This is a genomic window from Chitinophagaceae bacterium (genome assembly GCA_016717285.1).
In the GTDB taxonomy this organism is placed as follows: Bacteria; Bacteroidota; Bacteroidia; order Chitinophagales; family UBA10324; genus JACCZZ01.
In genome coordinates, this window is record JADKFU010000004.1 from 107,126 (window position 1) to 133,615 (window position 26,490).

A 26,490-nucleotide genomic window follows, 5' to 3' on the forward strand; every position below is an offset into this window, starting at 1 on the left:
TTGCTGTTCCAACTTTTAAACCTGATCTCCTTCATGAATAAAGAAGTCATTATCCGGCAACTCAAAGTCAATCATCAATCATTCGTTGATCAGATTGTATCGTTGAATGAGACCGCATTTAATTTTTCAAAGGAAGGAAAATGGAATGCAGGCCAGACACTTGATCACCTGGCACGTGCTGTTTCAACATTGCGTTTGGCCATGTTACTGCCGAAACAAGTGTTTGCCTTATTGTATGGAAAGGCCAATCGTCCATCGAAAGATTATGAAGGGCTTGTTGCGAAGTACCAACAAAAACTTGCAGCCGGCGGGAAAGCACATGGAAGATATCTGCCGGTAAACATTCCGTTCAATAAAAGAAAAAAGAACGCTGATGCACTTCAAAAATCAGTGATTACTATTTGCAGACGATTAAATGGTTATTCGGAAACAGCACTTGATACTTATATTCTTCCACATCCTTTGCTCGGGAAAATTACCATGCGTGAGATGATGTATTTTACGATTTATCATGCGCAACACCACCTGCAGATTGTGAAGAGAGATCTTGCAGGATAGCAGGGTAAGAGTAATTTAGGTGCTTGGGATAAAATGTTTTACACTTCTAACTTTTAAACAGCTTCAGGAAAAATGCTTTCCTTAGTAAGGTCATTCCTATAAATGAAAAATACCCTTTCCATTGTTTTATTGCTGTTTCATTGCTTTTCTGTTTTCGCTCAAAATTCTACGTCATCACCATCACTTTACTTCAACAGAATTGGTATTGACAATGGATTGTCATTTGGTAATGTCAACTGTCTGCTTGAGGATTCGAAAGGATTTATCTGGATCGGCACTTCGAATGGATTGAACCGCTACGATGGAAATGTATTTACTGTTTATCGTCACCGCCGCGGTGATTCGCTTTCACTGATCGGTAACGACGTTCGATCACTGGAAGAAGACGCGAATGGCAATATCTGGATTGGCACTACAGAAGGAGTAAGCAGTCTGAATCCTTTTCGTGAAAAATTTACAAACTATCAGCACAGAGAAGCTGACAGCAATTCACTCCACCAGGATTACATCAATTATGTTTTTACTGATCGCAATAGAACCATCTGGTGTGGGAGTGCAAGTGGTCTTGATAAATATGATGACGGCATCACTGGATTCCATCACATCGCATTGCGTTCGCCGTCCGGCAAAAGTATTTCGGTGACCGCTTTCTGTGAAGATGACAGCGACAATTTTTGGATCGGCACGAATGACGGGTTGATTTTATTCAATTCTAAAACCGGACAACAGCAATATTTCAAGCCTTTGCTGAGTCATTCATTCCTTGTGAAGTCGCTTTACAAGGATGCGCTCGGAAATCTGTGGGCAGGAACCTGGGCGGATGGCGCATGGCGATTTGAACCGAATGCTGAAAAGTTTACCCAATATGTTTTCAATTTTACGAGTGCTTATACCTCTGCCACCAACATCGTGCTTGCAATTGGAGAAACTCAGAAGGATGAAAATAATTTTTCACTTTGGTTTGGAACTACGGAAGGACTGATTGAAATGGTTGTCAAAAACAAAAACTATCCGGTTTCTTTTTCCGGACTTCCATTTCATAAAAACGATCAGGAGAATCTGCATTCTATCAGTAGCAATAATATAACGGGACTGTTAAAAGACACGAATGGTATTTTATGGATAGGCACCGGAAACGGGATCAGCAAGGTAATTCCCGGTGCGCAGGCATTTACATTGATTCATGCGGTAGGTAATGTTACAAAAGTGATGACTGAAAAAAATGATTTATGGATCACCACGTGGTACGGTCACGGACTCACAAAACTTGACGCTCACGGCGACGAGATCATGCATTTCGATCGAGTGCCTCCTCAAAGTATTTCATTGGATAATAACCAGGTGAGTGGAGTCTGTCGCGATAGCGCCGGACTATTGTGGCTGGCAACTTTTAACGGACTGGTGAGTTATGATGAGCCACAAAAAAAATTCAAACAATACCTGCACCATCCGCCTGACACTACTTCAATTTGCGATAACAGGATTACGGTTGTATTCAATGACAGCAAAAACAGGCTGTGGGTCGGAACATACAACAATGGGCTTGATCGCAAAATTTTGGGAACTGCTGCCTTTGCGCATTACCGGTCAAGTAAACGCGATTCAACTTCCATCTGCGACAATAAAATCTGGATGATTACAGAAGACCATCAGCACCGGATATGGATCGGAACTAATTATGGACTGGCATGCTATGAAGAATCTTCCAACAGTTTTATCAATTTCCTGATAAGCGAGACAGATGGCGCTACCATCACAGGCATTTTCGATGATAGGAAAAACAGGTTATGGGTAAGTACACTCAAAGGATTTTACAGGTGGAATACTGCGACAGATAATTTTGAAGCTGTTGTGAATCCTTCTGAGTTAAATGATCTGAATGTTTACAGCATACTGGATGATGCAGCGGGAAATATCTGGCTCACTTCGCAAAAGGGATTGATCCGTTACAATCCCGAAACGCAAAGCATTTTGCTATTCGACAAATCCGATGGATTGCCATTTGATGACCTGACAGGAAGTTTTGATAAAGGTGATGATGAGCGTTTTTATATTGGTGGTCAGCACAAGGTTATTGCGTTTAATCCTTCTGCTTTGAACATGCCGATATCACTGCCGGAGCCCGTTATCACGTCCTTAAAGATTTTTGATACACCATTTCCGCTCGATTTTTTTTTAAAATCTATGCTGCCGCTAACGCTTTCTTACAATCAGAATATGCTCACGCTGCAATTCACCGCTCCGAATTTCATTCACAATAACAGCATGCGTTTTTCATACTGGATGGAAGGACTCGACAAGAACTGGAATGTTTCCGGCGCAGGAAGAATGGCTTCTTATTCGAACATGCGACCAGGCAATTATATTTTTCATGTTAAAGCATCAGCCATCAATGGACAATGGAGTAACCATGAAGCAAAACTGAATATCATTATTGCTCCGCCTTTTTGGGAAACATGGTGGTTCCGCCTTACTGCAGTCTTTTCATTAATTGCATTGATTGTTCTGATAATTTATTTCATGGTTTCGCGTATCCGGAAAAGGGAAGCTGAAAAAACCGCTTTCAACACGCAACTTGCCGAAGTGGAAATGAAAGCGCTGCGTGCGCAGATGAATCCACATTTTCTTTTCAATGCGCTCAACTCTATCCAGGAATGTGTGGTAACGAACCAGAATGATGCGGCTTACAATTATCTTTCAAAATTTTCACGATTGGTGCGGCTCATACTGGAGAATTCAGAACAAACAATGGTGATTGTTAAAAAAGAAATGGACGCATTGAAATTATACCTGGATCTTGAATCACTGCGTTTCCAGAATTTTACCTACACCATCACCATCGACAAATCAATAGACCAGGATGTGGAGCAAATTCCTTCGATGCTCATTCAGCCCTTTGCGGAGAATGCGTTAAAACATGGATTGGCAACAAAACAGGGGAGTCGGTTCTTAAAAATTCTATTGCTGAAAGATAAAAATATGTTGCATTGCACGGTAGAAGACAATGGCATTGGAAGAAGGCAGGCCGAGGTTCTGAAATCCGCTATGCAAAAGGATCATGCTTCCCGTGGTATGCAGATAACAGAAGAACGAATCCGGCTCATTGGCAGCAAAACTAAAATGGATGTTCAATTGAATATTAGTGATCTTTATGATGAAGAACATTATCCTGCCGGAACGCGGGTTGACATAACAATTCCCCACGAAAATGATACAGCATGATGCGCGCACTGATCATTGACGATGAGAAAAAGGGCATTACCATACTTCAACAATTATTGAAGAAACATTGCCCGCAGGTTGAAATAGCAGGAAGTACACAGGATCCTTTGACAGCCGCTTCACTCATTAAGGAACAGCGTCCTGATTTGATCTTTATTGATATTGAGATGCCGGGCATGAATGGTTTTGAAGTCTTGCAGGCATTCAATGAAGTTACTTTTCAAGTGATCTTCACCACTGCATATAACGAATATGCTGTGAAAGCAATCCGTTTCAGTGCACTCGATTACCTGCTCAAACCCATTGAAGTGGAAGAGTTGAAGGCCGCAGTACAACGAATGGAAAATAAGATGCGGACAACCGGACAGCGCGAAAGTGTGGAACTTTTTTTTCAAAATCTCAGAAATCTCCAATCGCCCTTTGCCCGCATCACGTTGTCAACTTCAGATGGAATATTGGTGCAGGAAGTAAAAGATATTCTTTACTGCGAGGCAACAGGTTCATACACTACCTTTCATTTACGCAACAAAGAAAAGATCATGGTTTCAAAAGGTATCGGTGAGTTTGAAGGGCTTTTAAGTGAGCATCATTTTTTCCGAGTGCATCATTCCTTTCTCATCAATATGAAAGAAATCAAAAAATATATTCGTGGCGATGGTGGAACAGTAATGCTTTCCAACGGTGTTGAGATTGATGTAGCGAAGCGCAGAAAAGATCAGTTTCTTGCAGCGTTGCATGCAATTTAACCGGCAGTTGGCGCCACCTGTGTGATTATTCCTCCCACTTATCAGTTTGTTCTGCTCACTTAAACATTGCCTTAATCCGGAGTAGATAATGCCCGTACGTTTGTGACCTAATCATTTAAAACCACAACTTATGAAGGCAAAATTTTTCATCTCCTCCATCCTGATCCTTTCCTTGTCTGCATCGCACGCCCAGATTAATAACCCATTAAATGTGGTCAAGGATAAAGTGTCCCACAGAGCCAATAATGAAATTGATAAGGCGGCTGACGAAATTGTAAATCCTGATCTTTCCGGCAACCCGGGAAAAACCGGTAACGGAGAAAATTCAGGAAATCAAACAACAGCATCCACTGTTGAACACCATGGAAATGCAACTGACGGTCCCGGCATTAAAGTATATGCGAACTATGATTTTGTGGCGGGGGACAAACTTGTTTTTGAAGATGATTTCAGAAGTGATATGGATGGAGAATTTGCTTCGCATTGGAGTCTCATCAATGGACAAGCCATTGTGAACAGGTTGGGCAATGGTCCGGCATTTTTTCTTACGGATGGAAATTATTGCAGGGTGCAGCCGCTAATCCGTTCAAATGATTATCTCGGTAACAGTTTCACGATTGAATATGATACGTATGTAAAAGAAGGTGCTTATTCCGCGATGGTGATGTTTGTAGATGAAAACAAACATGATGTTGGACATATTTCTGTTTCTGCGGGATCGGTGGATTATAGTCCTGTCGAAGGACAAAGTCTTTCGGGAAGCCTGCCTTCTGCGATTCAGTATGCTAATTTTTTTAGTAAATGGCATCATGTGGCCATTGCTTACAAGAACAGGCAGATCAAAGTGTATGTTGATCAGTATCGTCCACTGGTAGTGCCTTCAGCTCCATTTGTTCCGGCCACTATGCAATTTACAGGCATTGGAGATCTGGAAAATCCAATCATTATTAAAAATGTCCGCATTGCACAAGGTGGTGACATGAATATGCTGACTAAGGTAACAACCAATGGTAGGATTGTGACACACAATATTGTTTTCGATTACAATGAAGCTGTGATCAAACCGGAATCAATGGGCGAGATCAACCAGATCTATAAAATGATGAAGGAGAATGCGGACTTTAATTTTTTAATTGAAGGACACACAGACAGTGATGGAGAAGAAGCCTTTAATCTAAAACTTTCACAGGAACGTGCTGATGCAGTTAAGCAGCAATTGGTTGAAATGGGAATTAACACTGCGCGCCTCACCCCAAAAGGAATGGGTGAAGGCAAACCACTTTCCCCAAATACGACAGCAGAAGGAAAAGCGAATAACAGAAGAGTTGAATTTGTTAAGCAATAGATGTTGTACGCTTTACTGCAATCAGCAAATATTTATGAGCGCTCCGCTTTTTCAAAAATCACCGGTGCTTACCTGTTGGCCTGATCCTGTGGTTGCTGATGCAACCTTGCATTTTCAATTGCAGGATGCGGCACAGGTGGTACTTAAAATACACAATGCCGCAGAAGAAGTCGTGAGGGTGTTGTTGCATGAAGTGTTGGTCACTGGACCTTATACAATCACTTTTGATGCTACGCACTTGCCGCCGGGTTTATACACTGCCAGGATGGTGATCAGCACGGAGAAGGAAGTGAGTATTCAAAACACTTATTTCAGGATTGGGAGAAGCTGATGAGGGCAAGGAGTTTTGTTTTCGTGTGTGAAGACACACACGATGGCAACAAAGAGGCACGATGGCAACACGATTACCGATAAAGTCAACAGTTACTCACTTCTTCTCATCCACATCATTCACAATCATCGTCATCAATCCGGCAAAGATCATCGAGCATCCGCCAAACACCAGCGTATAAATTGCTTCACCATGAAAAATTTTCGTGGTGATGAAACCCAACACACTTGCTGCAAGTATTTGCGGAATCACAATAAAGTAATTGAACATGCCCATGAACATGCCCATCTTCTTGGGGGGCAAAGCACCGGCGAGTATAGCATAAGGCATTGAAAGAATGCTGGCCCATGCAAGTCCTACACATACCATGGAAAATAAAAGCATGATCGGATCTGTAATGAGAGAAATGGAAATTAAGCCGATTCCACCTACTACCAGGCTGATCATATGCGCCATTTTGCGACTTGTTTGTTTTGCCAACCAAGGAATAAAAAAAGCGAACACTGCTGCAAAACCATTGTAAACGGCAAAGCAAACTCCCACCCAGTTAGCACCCTTGTTGTAAAGTTCTGATGCGCTGTCTGTTGTGCCGTAAACATGTTTGGTAACTGCATTCGTAGTATAAATCCACATGCTGAATAAAGCGAACCAGGTGAAGAATTGCACAACTGCCAACTGCTTCATGGTCTTCGGCATAGAAAATAACTGTGTGAAAATTTCAAGCATGCCAAGCTTTGGCTCTTCTGCTTCAGAAATTTCCGGATGAAATTTCTTAAAATCCTCAGGCGGATATTCCTGTGTTTTAAATACCGTCCAGCTTACAGCTGAAATAAAAACAACAGCACCAAGAAAAAACGAATACGTAACAGACAGTGGAATTTGTCCTGGTCCCGGCGGTTCATTTGAAATACCAAACACATTAGTCAGAATATAAGGCAAGGCTGAGGCTACAACTGCACCTATGCCAATGAAAAAACTCTGCATCGCAAATCCTGTTGTACGTTGCGAAGAAGGAAGCATGTCACCAACCAACGCACGGAATGGCTCCATGGAAACGTTGATTGACATATCAAGGATCAAAAGGCAAATTGCCGCTACCCAAAGCACTGAGGCAAAAGGAAAAACAAACAAAGCGAAGGAAGAAAGAATGGCACCTACCAGGAAATACAATCTTCTCCTGCCCAATCTGCCCCAGGTGTGATCACTCATGTAACCTATAATCGGCTGCACCAACAAACCTGCAATAGGAGCAAATATCCAGAGGATCGGGATTTCGTCCACTTTGGCACCGAGCGTTTCAAAGATGCGGCTCACATTCGCATTCTGTAATCCGAATCCGAATTGAATGCCTAAAAATCCAAAACTCATGTTCCAGATTTTCCAAAATGAAAGCCGTGGCTTTTCAAAACCAGTTCCTTTGCTTGTAGCGGCATTATCAATTACTGAATCACTCATGTGTATAATTTTGAAAGTTTAAAATTTAAAATGGTTGTCCCTATTTTACGAGTGACAGCAATCAATAATTTATTCGGCAGAGAGTGCCCGCAGTATTTTATATTCATACGGCTCAAAGGATAAATCGTATGAAAAAGTTACCTGTTCATTCGTCAGCACATTGCTATAATTTTTACTCATGAGTTCTTTTGGCATAGCGGCTTTCACTTTTGTGTTGCGCACGTTTACCATCACCACTATTAGGGAATCGTTCAGTGTGCGTGTATACATCAATACATCTTTATTTTCTTTGGCAATTCTTTGCACATTACCTTCTTTCAGTATTTCATTGGTATTGTACAAATGAATAATATCCTTGTAGAATTTTCTGAGGTCTCCATTCGCTGTCCAGGTAATATTATATTTCTCAAACAAATTAATGCGCGTTGGATAACCAACTTCCTGACCATTGTACAACAACGGAACGCCGGGCAACATCGCCAATGCTATAAAAGCGGCTTTTGATCCTTCCACAGTTTGAAATTTTACAGCAGGCACATTGTCCCAACTATTTTCATCATGGTTATCCGAGAAGCGGAGCGGACGGTAGTTATAAGGAAAATCAGCTTTCTCCTTTGCAAGCACTGTATCTATGGCAGCAAGTGATCGCTTGCCATTCCAAACCTGTTTAATCGTTGAATACATCTGCCAGCCATAGGTCATGTCAAACCCACTTTCATACAACTTCGGATCATCTCCTTCAGCCAGCATCAATATCGGGCGGCTCTTGCGAAGTTCGGTGATGCATTCTTTCCACCAGTCAAAAGGAACTTCCCCTGCAACATCGCAACGGTAACCATCAATGTTGAAACTGTCGATCCAATACTTCATTGATTTTATCATTTCTTTTCTCAACTCCTGGTTGTCGTAGTTCAAATCAACCACATCAGTCCAATCAGGAACCGGTGGAATCATTTTTCCGGTAGAATCCTTTGTGTACCAATCCGGATGCTCTTTCACCCATGCGTTGTCCCATGCTGTATGATTGGCCACTTCATCAATAATTACATACAAACCTTTTGCATGCACTGAATCCACCAATCGTTTAAAGTCCGCCTTTGTGCCATAATCAGGATTGATGGCATAATAATCACTGATCGAATAAGGAGAACCATAGGTTCCTTTTTTTTGTAATTGACCAATGGGTTGAATGGGCATGAGCCAAATCGTATTAATGCCAAGGTCTTTGAGTTCATCTAACCTTGCTGTTACTGCATTGATAGTTCCTTCATTTGAAAAATTATGAATGAACAGTTCATACATCACAACGTTGCTCACTGCCGGAACATTGGAAATGATTTTTTCTGGCGTGGCCTTTTTCTCCGGTGTGTTCTTGCAGGAAAAAACAGCTAAGGAAATGAAGCATGCAACAAGGATGGTGCAGAAGGTGTGTAATTTTAATTTCATGCGATGGGATATCTTTTAAAAGTGAAGAATGCAAAAGAACTTTGCACCACACAAGATGCAAATTTCCGATGATTTAAGTATTAGCGGATAAAAATGTTACGAAGTCAACATCAGGTTTGTGTAAGCGGTTAAGAATAAGTGCCCTTCGGCAGGCTCACGGTGCGGCAGGAGGAGGCGTGCTCGCGAAGGGGCAAAGCCCTCAAAGGAATTATCGATATCTGTTGTTGCGTGCTTTGCGCCTTTGCGGGAAAAACCACATAGTGGAAATTGTCGTGCACCATTTTCATACCTTCCTTTTCCGCACCGCGTTTATTCCCTATCTTTGCGCCCTTATTTTTTTTATGCCGGTTAAAAATCCTCCCAAAAAAGCTGTTGAATCTTTACCGCCTGCCAGTCAGCCTGAGCTGGAATTCCTGGAAGTATTGGGAGCACGTGTTCACAACCTGAAAAATATTGATGTAAAAATTCCACGCAATAAATTAGTTGTGCTCACGGGCATCAGCGGAAGTGGAAAATCATCATTGGCATTTGATACGATCTATGCGGAAGGTCAGCGGCGTTATATGGAGAGTTTTTCATCCTATGCCCGCCAGTTTCTGGGTGATCTTGAACGTCCGGATGTAGACCAGATCACCGGCTTAAGTCCGGTTATTTCCATCGAGCAAAAAACGGTGAATAAAAATCCGCGCTCTACAGTCGGTACGATTACAGAGATCTATGATTTCCTTCGATTGCTGTTCGCACGCGCGTCAGAAGCTTATTCCTATGAGTCTGGTGAAAAGATGGTTCGTTTTACTGAGGAACAGATCATCGATCAACTGAATGAAAATTTTAAAGACGAAAAAATTATCCTCCTGGCTCCGCTGGTAAGAGGCCGTAAAGGACACTACCGTGAATTGTTTGAGCAGGTGCGAAAGCAAGGATATCTTAAAGTGCGTGTTGATGGAGAGATTAAGGAAGTGAAAGATAAGATGCAGGTAGACCGTTACAAGGTGCATGATATTGAACTGGTGATTGACAGGATTGAGGTGAATGAAAAATCTATTGAACGGATGAAGAAATCCGTGGCACTCACCCTGAAGATGGGGAAAGGCTTGATCATGGTGGTGATGGCAGATGATGAAAGCAAAGCGCAGAGTTTCAGTAAAACGCTGATGGATCCTGCTTCAGGTATTTCCTATGAAGAACCTTCACCCAATACATTTTCTTTCAACTCACCTTATGGTGCCTGCCCGCATTGCAAAGGATTAGGATTTGTTTTTGAGATCAACCGCCATGTGATTATTCCCGATGACTCAAAAAGTATCAACGACGGTGGAATCATCCCGTTAGGAGAAGTGCGCGACAATTTTTTATACCAGCAAGTGCGGGCCATTGCCGTGAAATATAAATTCACGCTGGCGACACCCATCAAAAAAATTCCGAAAGAAGCATTGAACATGATCCTCTACGGATCTAAAGAAGAAAAAGTAGATGTGTCACTTAATTTTGACGCACTGGACCAGTCGTATTCCACAGAGTTTGAAGGCGTGGTAAATATGATTTACCGTTATTATCGTGATACTGCATCAGATGGTTTGCGCAGGTGGGCAGAAGAATTTATGGATGCGGTGCCTTGTCCGGTTTGCAATGGAACAAGACTGAAAAAAGAATCGCTCTTCTTTCGCGTCAATGAAAAAAACATTGCTGAATTATCTGCTATGAGCATTTCAGCATTGCAGCAATGGTTTGATGAAGTGGATGACACATTATCCGAGCGACAGTTGAAAATAGGTCGTGAAGTGTTGAAGGAGATCCGTTCACGCATCAGCTTTTTAATGGATGTTGGTTTGGAATATCTTGCTTTGGATCGTCCTTCAAGATCGTTATCGGGCGGCGAATCACAACGTATCCGGCTGGCAACTCAGATTGGTTCGCAACTGGTTGGCATCACTTATATTCTTGATGAACCGAGTATTGGACTACATCAGCGCGACAATCAACGACTGATAAAAGCATTGAAAGATTTAACGGAAGTCGGTAACAGTGTATTAGTGGTGGAGCATGACAAAGACATCATGCTGGCGGCTGATCATGTAATTGATCTTGGTCCGGGTGCGGGTGAACATGGCGGTTATATTGTTTCAGAAGGACCACCTGCAGCATTTAATGGGCAGTCCACTTTGACAGTGGATTATTTGGTAGGGAAAAAAGCAATTAAAGTTCCTGCTCAAAGGCGGGAAGGAAATGGACAGTTTCTGCATTTGATTGGTGCCAGGGGAAATAACCTGAAAGATGTTTCCGTGAGTTTTCCATTGGGCAAATTGATTTGTGTGACAGGCGTTTCAGGAAGTGGAAAATCCACGTTGATCACTGAAACATTGTATCCGATTCTCAACCAATATTTTTATAGCTCCAGAAAAAAACCATTGGAGTATCGTGCTGTTGAAGGATTGAAGCTGCTTGATAAAGTAATTGAGATTGATCAGTCACCGATTGGCAGAACACCGCGTTCTAATCCTGCCACTTATATCTCTGTATTTTCTGACATCCGCGATTTGTTTGCACAACTGCCTGAATCAAAAATCCGCGGCTATAAAACCGGTCGTTTCTCTTTCAATGTCAAAGGCGGACGATGTGAGGATTGCCAGGGAGGCGGCATGAAGTTGATTGAAATGAATTTTCTTCCTGATGTATATGTGGAATGTGAGAAATGCATGGGCAAACGTTACAATCGTGAAACGCTGGAAGTGCGCTACCGCGGAAAATCCATCAGTGATATCCTGGAAATGACAGTGGATGAAGCCGTTACATTTTTTGAAAACATGCATAAGATTCATCGCAAGATCAAAACAATGCAGGATGTTGGTTTGGGTTATATTCGTTTGGGTCAGCAGGCAACAACGTTGAGTGGCGGTGAAGCACAACGTGTTAAACTTTCAACAGAGCTTTCGAAAAAAGATACCGGACAAACATTTTATATTCTTGATGAACCCACCACAGGATTGCACTTCGAAGACATCCGCGTATTGATGGAAGTGCTCAACAAGCTCGTTGACAAAGGCAACACTGTTTTAATTATCGAACACAATCTTGATGTAATCAAACTCGCCGACTATATCGTAGATCTTGGACCTGAAGGTGGCCAGGCGGGCGGTTATATCATTGCTGATGGAACGCCGGAAGACATTGCGAAGAGCAAAAAGAGTTTTACGGGTGAGTTTTTGAAGCGGGAGTTGAATTGAAAATTCAGGAAATTCATTACAGCATCAACTTTCGTATTTGCATTTTTCAAAAAAAATATCAGATCGTTTGAAAAATGATGCTCCGTTCTAAATTCGCCTGCCCTTCGGACTACAACAATTCATATCCTCATTTAGTCATTCCGACAAAGGAGGAATCTGGATCAAATGAACAGATGCTTCGTTCCTCAGCACGACAAAAAAGAAACTCATTCCTAAAGATATAACAGAAAAAACCGGGTGATTTTTTTATTTCGAAATCAACCAACTCTCAGGATTCAACAACGATGTTCCTTTCCAGATTTCAATGTGAATAGTGGATTCACCGCTTTCATTAGTGAACACTGTTCCGATGGATTGCTTGGTGTCCACTTCCTGGTTGGCTTTTACTTTCACAGAAGCCAGGTTGCTGTAAACGGTATAATATTCTCCATGTTTGATCAGCACACCTTTGTGATAACCGGGATTGGAAATAATACTCACCACAGTGCCTTTAAATACAGCACGTGCATCAGCGCCTGCTGAAGTTTTAATATCCACGCCATTGTTCTTCGTCATCACATTTTCAAGAATGGCATGTTCATGCTCGCCAAAAGTTTCTGCAATTTCTCCTTTCGTTACGGGCCATGGAAGCTTGCCCTGGTTGGATGCAAAACTTGCGGAGAGCGCGGCGGCTTCCGGAGTTAATCCGAGTGATGAAGCGGTAGTGGTTTTACCCGAAGCGGTTCCGTTTTTCTTTTTCGATTCTTCAATTTCCTTTCGAATCAGATCAGCAATTTGCTTCTTTAACTGATCCTGTTCCTTTTTCTTTTTTGCTAACGCCGTCTTCAATGTTTTCTCCTGGCTGCTGAATGTTTTAGCCAGCTTATCCTTCGCCGCTTTTTCTTTTGCTAGTTTTTTCTTCTGTTCTTCCTGTTCCGACAGCACTTGCTTTTTCTCCGTGCGCTGCGCTTTCAATTGCGTCATTTTTTTTGACAGATCTTTCTGAGTCGTACGAATCAAATCTGCCTGCATCCGGCGATAAGCACTATAGCGTTTGATATATTTCAACCTTATAAATGCATCATTAAAATCCTTCGCCGAAAAAAGGAAAAGTAATTTATCATAAGCGCTCCTGTGCTTGTAAGCATAGTAAACCATATTGGCATAATTGACTCTTAGCGTATCAAGGTCGCGGTCCAATGCACGCACCGTGCGGACTTTTGCAGTCAGCTCTTTGTCAATCTGGCTGATCTGGCTGTTGTAATTTCCAATCAGTTTTTCACGCGCGCCAATTTGCTTTTTCAATGCCGTGAGCTGTCCCAGGTTTGCATTCTTTGATTTTTTTGTTTGATCGAGTTGCTGCTGCATCGTCTCGATTTCTTTCAGCAGCTGTTCTTTTTTCTTTTCAAGGTCGTCCTTGCTCGATTGAGCAGAAGCTGAGAAACTCACCGTCAACAACAGAAAAAACACCGTTGCCATTTTAGCTACAGTCAATAAACAGTCTGGAAACAAAAAACGCGCTGCGGCATTCAATGTCCGGTAATGCGCATTTTTTCGTTCATAAAAAATTGTGGTGATCATTAATTATAGAAGTTGACTGTTAATCCTTTACAGTAAAAGGCAACTTAACAGGTTCGTTGATTTTAATTTTGCTAAAGGTAATTACGATCTGCATCTGTTGAGGACGGATCAATTCAATTTTTCTCCACAACGAAAACGCAGAAGTGTATGGTATATCATACTGTTGCTGAATAATATTCATGCTTGCTGTTGTACTGTCGGTGACAGTTTGCTTCTTCTCGAGAAATTTATGATCGAGTAGAATCAAATTGGTTTGTGATGACTGTTCCCATTTCAAGGAGTAAGTTGAATCCGTTCTGTCAACATTAAATTCCCGGTTATTGATAAACAAAGGTGTTCCTTCAATCAAATCCTGAACTACATCATACGTGATAGGAAATGAGGTGAACGTTTTGAAGAAATGATAATCCTTACTGTCATAATCATTGTTCAATCGGTCAATTATGCGGATGGAATCTTTGGTCAGCAGCACCCGTGCCACTTCCAGTCCGAGTGCAGGAGAAATGGAAACCCAGATGGCGCTGTCGTTCCTGATTCTTAAGTTGGCGGTAAATTCAGTTTTATCTGTTCCCTGGAGGATTTCAACTTTTGCCTTTCCGGTAAACCATTCAAAACGAAAAGCATGTTTTTCCAGGCTGTCCAGCATTGCCTGCGAAGCATTGTTTTTAACATCGCTTTGTTTTGATGCTGTTGTAACTTTAGATGTTGTTTTACAACCGGCCAATATTATGATGCACGCTATAGCAGCAAAAAAAAATTTAATCATATAATTTCCGGCCTGCAATCTTCTTATCAATCGAGTCTGAATCCACATTTTTTTCCTTTGCTTTCATCCAGTATTGAACAGCGCCATTCACATCACCTAATTTGTACAGCACGTCGCCATAATGTTCCAGCACCGTTCCATCGTCGCCTGATCCGTTTTTCAAAGATTTGTCGATCCAGTTTTTTGCTTCTTCATATTCGCCAAGCTTAAACAACACCCATCCGTAAGTGTCTTCATAGGCTGCTGTGTTTGGTGCAATGCTATTCGCGCGTTCCGCCATCTTCTTCGCTTCATCGAGCTTCGTGCTGCGCAACGAAAGATAATAGCTGTAATTATTCAGCACATAAGCGTTTTGAGGATCAAAAATCAGGGCAAGATCATAACAACTATCAGAGGCCGAAGAGTTTTTCAGGCTGTAATAAGCATCACCCATCGAAGAATAAAGTTGTGCAATGAACTGCTTGTCTTCCGAACCCATCGCAATTGCTTTTCCCATGGAAGCGATGCCTGCCTCATATTTTTTCAGTTGCATGTTTGCATAACCGTTAAAGTAGTAGGCCATGTTCTGATCAGGAAACAAATCCATCGCCCGTTCGCTGACTGCCAGCAACGAATCACGGTTTTGTTCACGATCGTAAATCAGCATCACCTGTTGCCATACCAGGAACTTACTGTTGTCGATCTCGAGCGATTTCCTGTATTCATTCAATGCCCCGTTCACTTCATCATTTTGGTAAAGAATATCACCCATTAATGCATGCGCCATCGGATCATTTGGATGAACACTCACGAGCAATTTTCCCAATTCAAGTGCTTCAGATTTTTTAACGGTGTCTGTTTGCATCATCGGCAGAAAGGAAGCCAGTAATGAAATTTTTATCGCGGCATCAAGATCAGGATTTGCATAAGCACGTTTGAGTGCTTCAAATGATTTTTGTTCTTCCCCGTTTTTACGATAGTAGTCGGCCATTACAAGGTTCGCTCTTGGATTGTCAGGATCAATACTGATCATCTGCTGCAATACTTCAAAGGCTTTGTCCTCCATCTTGTTCGACATATACATATCTACCAGCAAGGAATAATATCTCGGTTCGTCTGGAAATGCCGCGATCAGGTTTTTCAATTCAACCGCCGCTTTATCCACCTTGCCGAGCTTCAGCCACAACTTTTCTTTTTCAATAGAAATATCTTCATTCACACCGAAGCGTGCTTCAATTTTATTGAATACATTGATCGCTTCTTCCGTTTGTTTGCTCTGATCGAGGAAAAATGCCCAGTTAAACCACGCATCCGTGTTGTCGGGATCAAGCTGCACCATCTGCTGATATACTTTGATAGCTTCCTTATAATTTCCGATTCCGCCCAGCAACGTTCCGTAAAGATCAAGATACCACGAATTGCCCGGACTGATTTTTACAGCTTCCGACACAAATCCCAATGCATCCTGGTATTGCTTCTGGTTAAAAAGAATAGTCGCCGCACTGTAATATGCAGCGTCATTTTCAGGATCGAGCCGGATACATTCTTTATAAAGGTTAAGCGCTGCCTGTTCATCGCTCAGAATTTCCATCTTCTTCGCTTCGATCAGCTTCGCTTCTGCTTCGCGCTTTTTCGATTCATCTATTACTACTGTTTTCGAAGCACCAATACCATCGCCAAGAACTGAAGAAGTACCGTTCTTCGAAGTTGAACAGGAAACCTGCACGAGGACCAGTGCAAGCAGCATAATTAACTGAATATATGATTTTAATTTCATCTTTAAAATTTAAACCAACCTATAATAAACCTCAAACCTACGTACAAAAAATGAATCGCAATTTCAGGGTCTGTTTGATCGAACTGCATTACTGTTCATAGCCTTATTTTTAGGATGAATTCTCTGTAAATGCAATGATAAATTGAACAGGTTCGATTACAAGCTGTGTTTCCTGAACTTCGCCGGTACCTGATGAAAAAATGTTTGTCAGTTATCGACCGAATAATCTCCCACGCTCACTTCTTCCATACGGCCGGTGAGTGAAACGTGGTTTCCTACCATCGAATTTTGTATCAACCGGTTTTTAATGCGGGAATTTGATTGGATGATGGAATTTTTGAGGATGGAATTTTCAATTACCGTTTTTCCCCCTATAGAAACGTGTGGGCCTATCACGGAATTTTTTATAACCACATCCGGACCAATATAAGTTGGCGGAATGATCGTAGAATTTTCGATCAGCGCCGATTTGTCAATCAGCCGTTTGTTTTTTTCGTGTTCAAGCACCTGCTTATTGGTGTCGACAGTTGCGTCTTTATTCCCGCAATCGAGCCATTGCGCCACTTCACCAGGAAACAACTTCAGCCCCTTATTCTTCATGTGCTCCATGGCTGTCGTGAGCTGGTATTCACCTTTTTCCTTTATATCATGATCCAGCAAATATTGCAGTTCATGCTTCAGGTTTTCACCATCGCGGAAATAATAAATACCAATGATCGCGAGGTTTGAAACAAGGACAGGCGATTTTTCAATGAACTCTGTAATGTGACCTTCAGGAGCCAGTTTCACCACACCAAACTGTTGCGGGTTCTCTACTTTCTGAACCCAGATCACACCATCTGCATCTTCATTCACTTTAAAGTCCGCATAAAACAAGGTGTCGGCGAATGCGATAATCACATGTTCTTTTAAATGTTCCTTCGCACATAGTATGGCGTGAGCGGTGCCCAACGCTTCTTCCTGGTGATGAATGGAACATTTGGCGCCAAGGTCTTCTGCGATCTTGCACAAACCTTTCTCTGCTTCTTTTCCAAAGTCACCTACCACGAATGCAATGTGCTCAATCTTGTCTTCGCACATTTCAGCCAGGTATTCTACCAGCCGCTGAACAATAGGTTTACCGGCCACTGGAATCAAGGGCTTTGGGGTGGTAAGTGTATGTGGCCGCATCCTTTTACCCATTCCGGCCATTGGAACAATTACTCTCATGCTTAACTAATTTCTTGCTTGGTTCAAAAATTATTTAACGGTTATGGTTGTCAATAACCTTTCAAAATCACGATCAGCAAATCGCAATTGTTATTCTGCTATCGTGAAGTTTTAATTATGCTCATCTTTTCTTCGTGATCCTTTTTTATTTTACTACTTCAGGCCCGTGTGCCCAAATCCTCCGGCTCCACGGTCTGTAGCTTCCAGCTCATTCGTCAACTGCCATTCTATCCTTTCATACTTTGCTATAATCATTTGTGCAATCCTTTCACCGTTTTCTATTTGTTGCGCAACATCAGACAGGTTTACCAGAATGATCTTTATTTCTCCGCGGTAATCGGAATCGATGGTGCCGGGCGTATTCAATAAAGTCAGTCCTTTTTTAGCTGCCAAACCGCTTCTTGGTCGTATCTGGGCTTCGTATCCGGAAGGCAACTCAATAAATAATCCGGTCGGAATGAGTTTTCGCTCCAATGGTTTCAGTTCAACAACTTCGTTCAGCCAGGCACGCAAATCAAGTCCGGCTGAGCCGGCAGTCTCGTAAGCAGGCAAAGAATGTGGAGAGTGATTGATGACCTTTACTTTCATGGGGCGGCAAAGTTAACCATCCTTTTCAGAAATGGGAATTCGGGTGTAAATGCCGCGGAAACATGGATTTACACGGAGATAAATAAACGAAATGGGACTACATGTTTTTGCAGATAAATGCTGCTTTTCTAAACGGAGACACCAATCTTCTCTTGGTCATTCAGGAGGAACCTCCTTACAACAAACATTAATTGCCACGGATGCACGGAATTACACGGAGATAAATAAACGAAATGGGACTACATGTTTTTGCAGATAAATGCTGCTTTTCTAAACGGAGACACCAATCTTCTCTTGGTCATTCAGGAGGAACCTCCTTACAACAAACAGATAGTATTGCTGTATCAAAACTGGTGCATTGAAAAACGGCGACGCCATCTCCCATAAAGTCATACAATAGGAACCTCCTTACAATTTGCAGACGGTATTGCCTTATCTCAGGAGGTTCTTCTGCATAATTCCCGCGAATGTAATTGCTACGATGCACGGAATTACACGCAGATAAATAAACGAAATGGGACTGCATGTTTTTGCAGATAAATGCTGCTTTTCTAAACGGAGACATAGATCTTCTCTTAGTCATTCAGGAGGAATCTCCTTACAACAAACAGATAGTATTGCTGTATCAAAGCTGGTGCATTGAAAAACGGCGACGCCATCTCCCATAAAGTCATACAATAGGAACCTCCTTACAATTTGCAGACGGTATTGCTTTATCGAAGGAGCTTTCTTATAATGTTGTCTCTCTTGAATGATTTTTAATTAAAAAATCGTGTGTGAAGACACACACGATGGTAACGAAGTAAGATAGAACTTCCAGTTCTGGTAGTTCTATCAACGTCCTCACTATTTTTTTCTAAAATGGATGAAACAGTATTTCACTGAATCGCCTTAAACACCTTCACCTTCCCCGTTTCAAAAAGATACGCCAACCCGATATAAGCTCCCAGGATCAGGAAGGCCAAAAGATAATTGAGAAAGACAAGAGAGTCAGGCAGCAGCATCACTAATTGCTCATGCAGGAAATAAAAACCAACCGCCAATCCTACATACACAATGAATCGCAGTACATCATACGGCACCGGATAATATTTCTGCCCAAGAAAATACGACACCACCATCATGCCGCCATAACAGATAAAAGTAACCCAGGAAGATCCATAATATCCATACAAAGGTATCCACCACCAGTTTAAGATGAGCGTGATGAGCAGTCCGCCGAATGCAATGAGAGACCCTGCGAAATTTTTATTCGTGAGCTTATACCAGATGGTCAGGTTATAATAAACACCGAGGAAGAAGCTGGCGAGCAATAAAACAGGCACTACACGCACACCATCAAAATATTCAGCGCTCATAAATATCTTCTTGAAAAAATCGATGAACAACACCACCAGCAGAAAGATGAAACCGCAAAAGATCACGAAATAATTCATCGTGCGCGCATAGGTGAGCTGTGGATTCAGCTTTTTTGATTCACCGAAAAAGAAAGGTTCTGCCGCCATGCGATACGCCTGCACAAACAAGGTCATCAGCAGCGACATCTTATAACAAGCTCCAAAAACACCCAATGCATGAATGGCTTCATCGTAGCTTCCATTCCAGCGCCGCGTGAGCAGAACACGGCTCAATAATTCATTGCCCATGCCGGCAAGGCCTACAATAATCAGCGGCCAGGTGTATCGCAACATCTCTTTCAGCAGCCTGGTATTGATGTGCCAGTGACGGATGAAAAAATATTGTCCCATCACCAAAACCGTAAACGCACTTGCCACCAGGTTGGCAATAAAGATGTATCCAACGCCGAATGCCGGCTGATACACCATGTTGATGAATGGATGAAGCGATGCAAATGAAGCGTTGCTCAAAATCCACGGACAAACAATCAGGAAAAAAACATTCAGGATCACATTGATGCTGATGCTGATGATTTTAAAAGTGGCAAACCGCAGCGGCCTGTTTTCCTGGCGCAGCCTGGCAAACGGAATGGTGACCAAGGCATCCAATGCAAGTATCAGCGCCAGCATGGTCACATACTCAGTGTGCCCGCTGAACTGCATGAGATCTGCAATCGGAAAACGAAACAAAATGATGATGGCAGCAAACATGCACGACGTAAAAATCATTGAGGCAAGTCCGGTATCATATACCTGCTTCTGATCTTCTTTGTGACTGGCATAACGGAAAAAAGCCGTTTCCATTCCGTAAGTAAAAAGGATATTGAGAAAACCCGTGTAGGCAAAAAACTGGGTGACCACCCCAAACTGATCCGGATGAAAAACACGCGTTTGAATAGGAACCAATGCATAATTAAGAAAGCGGGCCAATATGCTGGAGAGTCCGTAAATGGCAGTTTGCTGTGCCAGTTTCTTAACTAATGGATGCAAGAGAAAAATTTTCGGGGGCGAAGATACATTTACAAATCGGATAGCCGAGGGCAGGAATTCTGAATAAACCTTATAAGATGATCAGAAGAACTGAACCGACGGTTTACCCCATTTATTAAATTTGATTGGAATTATCCGGACACATTGCAAGTCAAAATGCAGCACTTAACAACCAATTAAGTATGTGCCCCATTTTTTCAAAAATAACATCACCTCTCCACCACCATCCTAATCAGCTTCAAAGTATCATCCACCTTCAGTTGCGCGATGTAAATGCCCGGTGAAAAATTCCGTCCGTCAAGAGTAATTGTAAAAGAGAAGATGGCGGAATTTTCCAGTCCTGCATTCGCGGGAATCCAGTTGAGTCCGTGATCATCAGAACGGAATACACCTTTGGCATCCGATCCGGAGAACACGTAATTGCCATAATTATAAAACACGTTGATGGTGATGCCTTCCGGTCCGGCTGTTTGTTCCCATTGCGCTGAAGCAGGAAGGGTAAACAAAAAGCTCAGGAAGAATAATGCAATGCATAAAAGAGAACTGTTCAATTTGGTAGCAATTTTTTTCATGGTGATATTATTTTAGAAAACAGATGGTGTATTTATTTAATTAGCATATAAGGTTCATGAATATTAAAATTACGTGATAATTATTCATATCAGCAAATGAAATTGATCTGTTTTTTTGGCTAATATTCAGGTTCGAATAGCAATTATCCCGGGGACAATCTGCCGGCTAATGAAAACCTTCATCGGCTGTGTACGGACAGGTCGCGACCTGTCCGTACGCAACCACTTTGCTTGAGAATAATGTCATTAAGTTAAGTCCGGGCAAGTCATCCGATGACTATACCTTGATGAATTTCACAGAATAAATTTCAACGCGAAGCACTATTTCTGTTATTTTTGACGCTTCTAAAAAAAACTGAATGGCTTCAATTGACGATTTGAAAAATATTGCTTCCCAGGTAAGAAGAGATATCCTGCGCATGGTGCATGGTTGCCAGTCCGGTCACCCGGGCGGCTCCCTCGGTTGCGCTGATTTCTTTACCGCCTTATATTTTGAAATCATGAAGCATGACCGCAACTTTAAAATGGATGGTCATGATGAAGATATTTTCTTCCTCTCCAATGGTCACATCTCACCGGTCTGGTACAGCGTGCTGTCACGTTCCGGTTATTTTGAACTGGAAGAGATGTACACTTTCCGCAAGCTCAACTCGCGCCTGCAGGGGCATCCTACCACGCATGAACATTTGCCCGGCATTCGTGTGGCATCCGGCTCACTCGGACAAGGCATGTCCGTTGCCATTGGTGCCGCGTTGGCCAAGCGTCTTAACGGCGATCCGCACCTCGTGTTCTCCTTACATGGCGATGGAGAACTGGATGAAGGCCAGAACTGGGAAGCAATCATGTCCGCAGCTCATTTAAAAGTAGATAACCTCATCAGCACAGTGGATTGGAACGGACAGCAGATTGATGGCCCCACCAACAAGGTGATGGGACTCGGCGATCTGAATGAAAAATTCAAAGCATTCGGCTGGACTACGCTCGATATGAATGGTAACAATATGGAAGAAGTTGTGTCGGTGCTTAACAAAGCAAAATCAATGACCGGCCATGGTAAACCTATTGTCATTCTGATGAAGACTGCCATGGGTTATCCCGTGGATTTCATGATGAACAAGCACGAATGGCATGGTGTTGCACCAAACGATGAACAGCTTGCGAAAGCATTGGAACAGCTTCCCTTAACGATGGTTGATTATTAGCGACGGGTTGTTTGCAACGCATAAATTACTTTCTGCAAACGTTTAAGTGTATTTGGCAAACTGAAACCTGAAATAAAACGCATTGAAAAGCAGCTCCAATAAAAAACAAGGATATCGCCGGAGTGCTTTGTTTTGTTTTCTGCTGCTTGCAATATCATGCTCCGCCTTTTCGCAGGAGTCAGCACTTTACAGGGCTAAAACAAACAGGATATTGTTTGTGCTTGATGCTTCCGGCAGCATGAAGGGTTCACTGAAAAACACTTCTTCAAATACGCCAACACAAACAAAGTTTGTGCTGTCCAAACAAATGCTGATTCATACCATCGACAGCATTTCAAAAGCGAATCCGAATGTAGAATTTGCAGTGCGTGTATTCGGTCACCAGTCGCCACGATCCGCTAACAACTGCAAAGACACCAGGCTTGAAATTCCTTTCGGGAAAAATAATGGCGCTGCAGTAGCAAAGCGATTAGAGGAAATAAAAGCACAGGGACAAACTCCCATTGAATACACGTTGATGCAATCCATCAGCGATTTTCCAACAGATTCATTGTCGAACAATTCCATTGTGCTGATTACCGATGGTAATGAAACCTGCAACGGAAATATCTGCAGCGTGGCTTCGCAAATGGCGGAAAAAGGAATTGTGCTCAAACCATTTATCATCGGTCTCGGCCTCAGCGATTCTATAAAGAAAAAATTTGAATGTGCCGGTGCCTTCTACGATGTACAACAAGATGATATGTTCGCCGGTATCATGAACGTGGTGATCTCCAGGGCACTCAATGCAACCACTGCTCAAATCAATTTACTCGATGCGTTTGGCATTCCTTCAGAAACAAATGTGGAGCTTTCACTGTACGATCACCTATCGGGAAAAGTGAAATACAATTTCGTTCATACACTCAATGCAAAGGGAAATCCGGATACGCTGATACTCGATCCTGAGGTACATTACGATTTATTGGTTCACAGTATTCCACCGGTAATTAAAAAAGATATTGAACTGGTGAAAGGCATTCACAATACCATTGCCGCCGATGTGCCACAGGGAACACTTGAGCTGAAATGGGAAACCACATCGCCAACCAATCCAAGTGCGCCTTGCTTAGTGCGTGAAGCAGGAAAAACAGAACTGATGGCTGTGCAGGATATCAACCGTTTGCAGAAATATCTCGTCGGCAAATACGATCTGGAAATTCTCACCTTGCCGCGCATCATCATGCACGATGTTCAGTTGGATGAAGCAAAAACGACTTCTATAAAAATTCCGAGAACCGGCACTTTGTCGGTGAGTCCATCAGCAGCAGGTGTAGCAAGTGTATTAGTAAAACAGGAAAAAAACCTGCAGAAAGTGTGGGACTTCACGAAGTTGTCCTCCACTAAAACCATTGCATTGCAACCGGGAAGTTATGTGGTCATTTTCAGGCCCGATAAAGGAAAACAGTCAGCAAAGACAAAAGAATATCCCGTGCAAATCTCCTCCGGAAAAACAACCATGGTGAAACTATGATTGTGCTACGCCTACATAAAAACAGGAAGCGAGAAAGGTTTTTCAAACCTGCGTGTTTGTGCTTTGCACTTTTATGCACGACATCATTTTTACTTTGTTCCGGTTTTTGTTTTTCACAAAACAAAAAACCTGCGCCAACTTCTTCAACAGAAAAAAATACCGGCAATCAATCTGTCACAAGAATTCTTTTTGTGTTAGACGCTTCTTTCAGCATGCTCAATCCATGGGAAGGAAAAACGAAGATGGAAATCGCGCGTTCCATTATTTCAGAGATTGCTGATTCTCTTCAATCCATTCCAAATGTTGAAACAGCTTTGCGCGTCTACGGGCATCAAACCATCAACACAGAAAATGACTGCAACGATACGAAGCTGGAAGTGGCTTTTGCGCCGGCCAATGCAGTGCCCATCCGGAATATGTTGAATGCAATTCATCCGAAAGGAATTACACCGCTGGCACGTTCGATTGAAAATGGAGGAGGTGATTTTCCTGTTGATGCCTCAGGGAGAAATATCATACTCTTAGTAACAGATGGTGAGGAATCATGTGATGGTGATCCTTGTGCTGTTTCCTTAAAAATGCAGCAGCAGCATATATTCCTCAAGCCGTTTGTGATTGGTTTGAATCTCGATCCCGGCGCAAAATCCTCGATGGATTGTATCGGCAATTATTTCAATGCACAAAATCCCGAGGCACTCCGTGGCATTATGAAATCCGTAGTGGAACGTTTGCTTTCTTCCGCGTCAGTTCGTGTGAACCTGCTCGATGCAGCAGGCAATCCTTTGGAAACTGATGTCGACATGACTTTTTATGAAGCAACAAACGGTGAAGTGAAATACAATTTTTACCACACGCTTAATTATCGTGGCGTTCCGGATACGTTGCAGTTGGATCCGGTGGTTACGTATAATATGGTGATTCATACAACGCCGCCCATAGAAAAAAAAGAATTGGAATTTGCTGAGAAAAAAAACCAGGAGATCAGCATTCCGGCTTCACAGGGATTTCTGAATGTGGCGCTCAGCAGCAGCACGGTCAACAACAATCTGAACAGTAAAATAAAATGCATCATCCGCAAATCCGGCAGCAATGAAACCGTGATGGTACAGGACATGAACACAACTTCCAAATACTTATCAGGAAGTTATGACCTCGAAGTGCTCACGCTTCCGAGGTTGCAAATCAAAAATGTTGCGGTTACCCAAAGTTCTACCACTACCGTGAAAATTGATGTGCCCGGGCTCCTCAACATTTCAAAAACTTATCCCGGATACGGGTCTGTTTTTATCAACGACAATGGTCAGTTGGAAAAAATTTACACCCTCAATGAAAATTTGTCCAACGAATTGGTAGGTTTGCAGGCCGGCGAATACATTGTCATCTATCGCCCGAAATCATCTAAGAAAACAAACGATTCCATCACCAAAACCTTTCGTATCAAAAGCGGCGAATCGGCGCAGTTGAAGTTGTAACCGGCCACTGAAGACCAAAAAGACATAAGACTAAAAGACTAAAAGACTAAAGACTAAAGACTAACTAACGACTAAGGACTCACGACTCACGACTTTTCCTCACTACTCACTACTCACCATGACTGACCAATACAGTGACAAAGACCAAAAAGAAACCCGGGGCGGCTACGGCGCAGGGCTTGTAGAAGTGGCCAGGAAAAATCCGAAGGTGGTTGCTTTAACCGCGGATCTTGCAGGCTCTCTTCGTATGGATGCATTCATCAAAGAATTTCCTGAAAGATTTATTCAGGTTGGTATTGCGGAAGCAAACATGATGGGCATTGCAGCAGGACTTACCATCGGCGGAAAAATTCCTTACACCGGAACATTTGCCAATTTCTCCACCGGACGTGTGTACGATCAGATTCGTCAGTCCATTGCGTACTCCGGAAAAAATGTAAAGATCTGTGCGTCACATGCAGGTCTAACTTTGGGTGAAGATGGTGCCACGCACCAGATTCTCGAAGACATCGGCCTCATGCGCATGTTGCCGGGCATGACGGTGATTGTTCCTTGTGATTACAATCAAACCAAAGCGGCTACACTTGCCATCGCGGATCATGTGGGTCCGGTTTACCTTCGTTTCGGTCGGCCGAAAGTGGCTAATTTCACTTCAGAAAGCGAACCATTACAGATTGGAAAAGCACAACTGCTTATTTCAGGAAGTGATGTATCCATCTTTGCAACAGGGCATATGGTTTGGAAAGCGATTGAAGCATCGCGTATGCTCGCTGGCGAAGGAATCAAAGCGGAAGTGATAAATATTCATACCATTAAACCATTGGATGAAAAGGCAGTCATCGCTTCTGTTTCCAAAACGGGCTGCGCGGTAACTGCGGAAGAACACCAGATTTTTGGCGGATTGGGAGATTTGATAGCAGGTGTGGTGGCACGTCATCAACCGGTTCCGATGGAAATGGTAGCTGTGAATGATTCTTTTGGAGAAAGCGGAAAGCCCGAAGAACTGCTGGTGAAATATGGAATTGATACACCACATATCGTAGTGGCCGCACACCAGGCCGTCAACAGGAAGAAAAAAAGCTGACAGATAGAAACGGAAGCAGCTATTCTTCAGCTTTTATTTTTGAGAACTGCAACC

The 26,490-nt window shown here is 42.6% G+C and carries 19 protein-coding genes; 10 read left to right on the plus strand and 9 right to left on the minus strand.

Going from position 1 to position 26,490, the window contains the following annotated elements:
- Positions 1-33 precede the first annotated feature (33 nt).
- The 5 genes from IPO83_05835 to IPO83_05855 all read left to right on the plus strand — a co-directional run bounded on the left by IPO83_05835 (position 34) and on the right by IPO83_05855 (position 6,202).
- Complete coding sequence (locus IPO83_05835; GenBank protein MBK9730791.1) at positions 34-558, plus strand: DinB family protein; 525 nt, start codon at positions 34-36, stop codon at positions 556-558.
- 102 nt (positions 559-660) lie between these two features.
- The gene (locus IPO83_05840; protein ID MBK9730792.1) at positions 661-3,780 is read left to right on the plus strand and encodes a histidine kinase; all 3,120 of its coding nucleotides are present in this window, start codon (positions 661-663) and stop codon (positions 3,778-3,780) included.
- Positions 3,777-4,526 carry a response regulator transcription factor gene (locus IPO83_05845; protein MBK9730793.1) on the plus strand — a complete coding sequence of 250 codons (750 nt, stop codon included), beginning with the start codon at positions 3,777-3,779 and terminating at the stop codon, positions 4,524-4,526. Before IPO83_05840 ends, IPO83_05845 begins: the two co-directional genes overlap by 4 nt.
- 130 nt (positions 4,527-4,656) lie before the next feature.
- Positions 4,657-5,871 (plus strand): OmpA family protein, encoded by a 1,215-nt coding sequence (locus IPO83_05850; GenBank protein ID MBK9730794.1) that lies wholly within the window; start codon positions 4,657-4,659, stop codon positions 5,869-5,871.
- A 34-nt stretch (positions 5,872-5,905) separates the two neighbouring features.
- Positions 5,906-6,202, plus strand: a complete 297-nt coding sequence (locus IPO83_05855) for a hypothetical protein (GenBank protein ID MBK9730795.1) — start codon at positions 5,906-5,908, stop codon at positions 6,200-6,202.
- Positions 6,203-6,298: 96 nt separating this feature from the next.
- On the opposite strand, the gene IPO83_05860 is transcribed toward IPO83_05855, so the two are convergent.
- Positions 6,299-7,570 (minus strand): MFS transporter, encoded by a 1,272-nt coding sequence (locus IPO83_05860; GenBank protein ID MBK9730796.1) that lies wholly within the window; start codon positions 7,568-7,570, stop codon positions 6,299-6,301.
- Between the two features lie 156 nt (positions 7,571-7,726).
- Complete coding sequence (locus tag IPO83_05865; GenBank protein MBK9730797.1) at positions 7,727-9,103, minus strand: alpha-amylase; 1,377 nt, start codon at positions 9,101-9,103, stop codon at positions 7,727-7,729.
- 341 nt (positions 9,104-9,444) lie between these two features.
- On the opposite strand from IPO83_05865, the gene uvrA reads away from it, so the two are divergent.
- Positions 9,445-12,327 (plus strand): excinuclease ABC subunit UvrA, encoded by a 2,883-nt coding sequence (uvrA, locus tag IPO83_05870; protein MBK9730798.1) that lies wholly within the window; start codon positions 9,445-9,447, stop codon positions 12,325-12,327.
- Between the two features lie 246 nt (positions 12,328-12,573).
- On the opposite strand, the gene IPO83_05875 is transcribed toward uvrA, so the two are convergent.
- The 7 genes from IPO83_05875 to IPO83_05905 form a co-directional block, all read right to left on the minus strand.
- Positions 12,574-13,887, minus strand: coding sequence for a peptidoglycan DD-metalloendopeptidase family protein (locus IPO83_05875; protein ID MBK9730799.1), 1,314 nt, complete (start codon positions 13,885-13,887; stop codon positions 12,574-12,576).
- A gap of 19 nt (positions 13,888-13,906) precedes the next feature.
- Positions 13,907-14,653 carry a DUF4292 domain-containing protein gene (locus IPO83_05880; protein ID MBK9730800.1) on the minus strand — a complete coding sequence of 249 codons (747 nt, stop codon included), beginning with the start codon at positions 14,651-14,653 and terminating at the stop codon, positions 13,907-13,909.
- On the minus strand, positions 14,646-16,409 hold the full coding sequence (locus IPO83_05885; GenBank protein ID MBK9730801.1) for a tetratricopeptide repeat protein: 1,764 nt from the start codon (positions 16,407-16,409) through the stop codon (positions 14,646-14,648). Before IPO83_05885 ends, IPO83_05880 begins: the two co-directional genes overlap by 8 nt.
- 207 nt (positions 16,410-16,616) lie before the next feature.
- Entirely contained in the window at positions 16,617-17,618 is a 1,002-nt protein-coding gene (locus tag IPO83_05890; GenBank protein ID MBK9730802.1) for an NTP transferase domain-containing protein, read from the minus strand.
- 153 nt (positions 17,619-17,771) lie between these two features.
- A complete protein-coding gene (gene dut / locus IPO83_05895) occupies positions 17,772-18,206 on the minus strand; it encodes a dUTP diphosphatase (GenBank protein MBK9730803.1) in 435 nt (144 codons plus the stop codon).
- Between the two features lie 878 nt (positions 18,207-19,084).
- Positions 19,085-20,593 carry an oligosaccharide flippase family protein gene (locus IPO83_05900; protein ID MBK9730804.1) on the minus strand — a complete coding sequence of 503 codons (1,509 nt, stop codon included), beginning with the start codon at positions 20,591-20,593 and terminating at the stop codon, positions 19,085-19,087.
- A 209-nt stretch (positions 20,594-20,802) separates the two neighbouring features.
- Positions 20,803-21,165, minus strand: coding sequence for a hypothetical protein (locus IPO83_05905; GenBank protein ID MBK9730805.1), 363 nt, complete (start codon positions 21,163-21,165; stop codon positions 20,803-20,805).
- 359 nt (positions 21,166-21,524) lie between these two features.
- Here IPO83_05905 and IPO83_05910 point away from each other — a divergent pair, with 359 nt between their 5' ends.
- The 4 genes from IPO83_05910 (at position 21,525) to IPO83_05925 (ending at position 26,436) form a co-directional block, all read left to right on the plus strand.
- Positions 21,525-22,367 carry a transketolase gene (locus IPO83_05910; protein ID MBK9730806.1) on the plus strand — a complete coding sequence of 281 codons (843 nt, stop codon included), beginning with the start codon at positions 21,525-21,527 and terminating at the stop codon, positions 22,365-22,367.
- Positions 22,368-22,449: 82 nt separating this feature from the next.
- On the plus strand, positions 22,450-23,880 hold the full coding sequence (locus IPO83_05915; protein MBK9730807.1) for a VWA domain-containing protein: 1,431 nt from the start codon (positions 22,450-22,452) through the stop codon (positions 23,878-23,880).
- Positions 23,881-23,936: 56 nt separating this feature from the next.
- Complete coding sequence (locus IPO83_05920) at positions 23,937-25,352, plus strand: VWA domain-containing protein (GenBank protein MBK9730808.1); 1,416 nt, start codon at positions 23,937-23,939, stop codon at positions 25,350-25,352.
- A gap of 118 nt (positions 25,353-25,470) precedes the next feature.
- On the plus strand, positions 25,471-26,436 hold the full coding sequence (locus IPO83_05925; GenBank protein MBK9730809.1) for a transketolase family protein: 966 nt from the start codon (positions 25,471-25,473) through the stop codon (positions 26,434-26,436).
- The last annotated feature ends 54 nt before the right edge of the window (positions 26,437-26,490 follow it).

What these genes read in the sequence shown, in the direction of transcription:
- IPO83_05850 (MBK9730794.1), top strand. Translation starts at nt 4,657, where the DNA reads ATGAAGGCAAAATTTTTCATCTCCTCCATCCTGATCCTTTCCTTGTCT.
- IPO83_05840 (MBK9730792.1), top strand. Translation starts at nt 661, where the DNA reads ATGAAAAATACCCTTTCCATTGTTTTATTGCTGTTTCATTGCTTTTCT.
- IPO83_05865 (MBK9730797.1), bottom strand. Translation starts at nt 9,103, where the DNA reads ATGAAATTAAAATTACACACCTTCTGCACCATCCTTGTTGCATGCTTC.
- IPO83_05845 (MBK9730793.1), top strand. Translation starts at nt 3,777, where the DNA reads ATGATGCGCGCACTGATCATTGACGATGAGAAAAAGGGCATTACCATA.
- uvrA (MBK9730798.1), top strand. Translation starts at nt 9,445, where the DNA reads ATGCCGGTTAAAAATCCTCCCAAAAAAGCTGTTGAATCTTTACCGCCT.
- IPO83_05860 (MBK9730796.1), bottom strand. Translation starts at nt 7,570, where the DNA reads ATGAGTTTTGGATTTTTAGGCATTCAATTCGGATTCGGATTACAGAAT.
- IPO83_05910 (MBK9730806.1), top strand. Translation starts at nt 21,525, where the DNA reads ATGGCTTCAATTGACGATTTGAAAAATATTGCTTCCCAGGTAAGAAGA.
- IPO83_05875 (MBK9730799.1), bottom strand. Translation starts at nt 13,887, where the DNA reads ATGATCACCACAATTTTTTATGAACGAAAAAATGCGCATTACCGGACA.
- IPO83_05835 (MBK9730791.1), top strand. Translation starts at nt 34, where the DNA reads ATGAATAAAGAAGTCATTATCCGGCAACTCAAAGTCAATCATCAATCA.
- IPO83_05885 (MBK9730801.1), bottom strand. Translation starts at nt 16,409, where the DNA reads ATGAAATTAAAATCATATATTCAGTTAATTATGCTGCTTGCACTGGTC.
- IPO83_05925 (MBK9730809.1), top strand. Translation starts at nt 25,471, where the DNA reads ATGACTGACCAATACAGTGACAAAGACCAAAAAGAAACCCGGGGCGGC.
- IPO83_05890 (MBK9730802.1), bottom strand. Translation starts at nt 17,618, where the DNA reads ATGAGAGTAATTGTTCCAATGGCCGGAATGGGTAAAAGGATGCGGCCA.
- dut (MBK9730803.1), bottom strand. Translation starts at nt 18,206, where the DNA reads ATGAAAGTAAAGGTCATCAATCACTCTCCACATTCTTTGCCTGCTTAC.
- IPO83_05905 (MBK9730805.1), bottom strand. Translation starts at nt 21,165, where the DNA reads ATGAAAAAAATTGCTACCAAATTGAACAGTTCTCTTTTATGCATTGCA.
- IPO83_05880 (MBK9730800.1), bottom strand. Translation starts at nt 14,653, where the DNA reads ATGATTAAATTTTTTTTTGCTGCTATAGCGTGCATCATAATATTGGCC.
- IPO83_05855 (MBK9730795.1), top strand. Translation starts at nt 5,906, where the DNA reads ATGAGCGCTCCGCTTTTTCAAAAATCACCGGTGCTTACCTGTTGGCCT.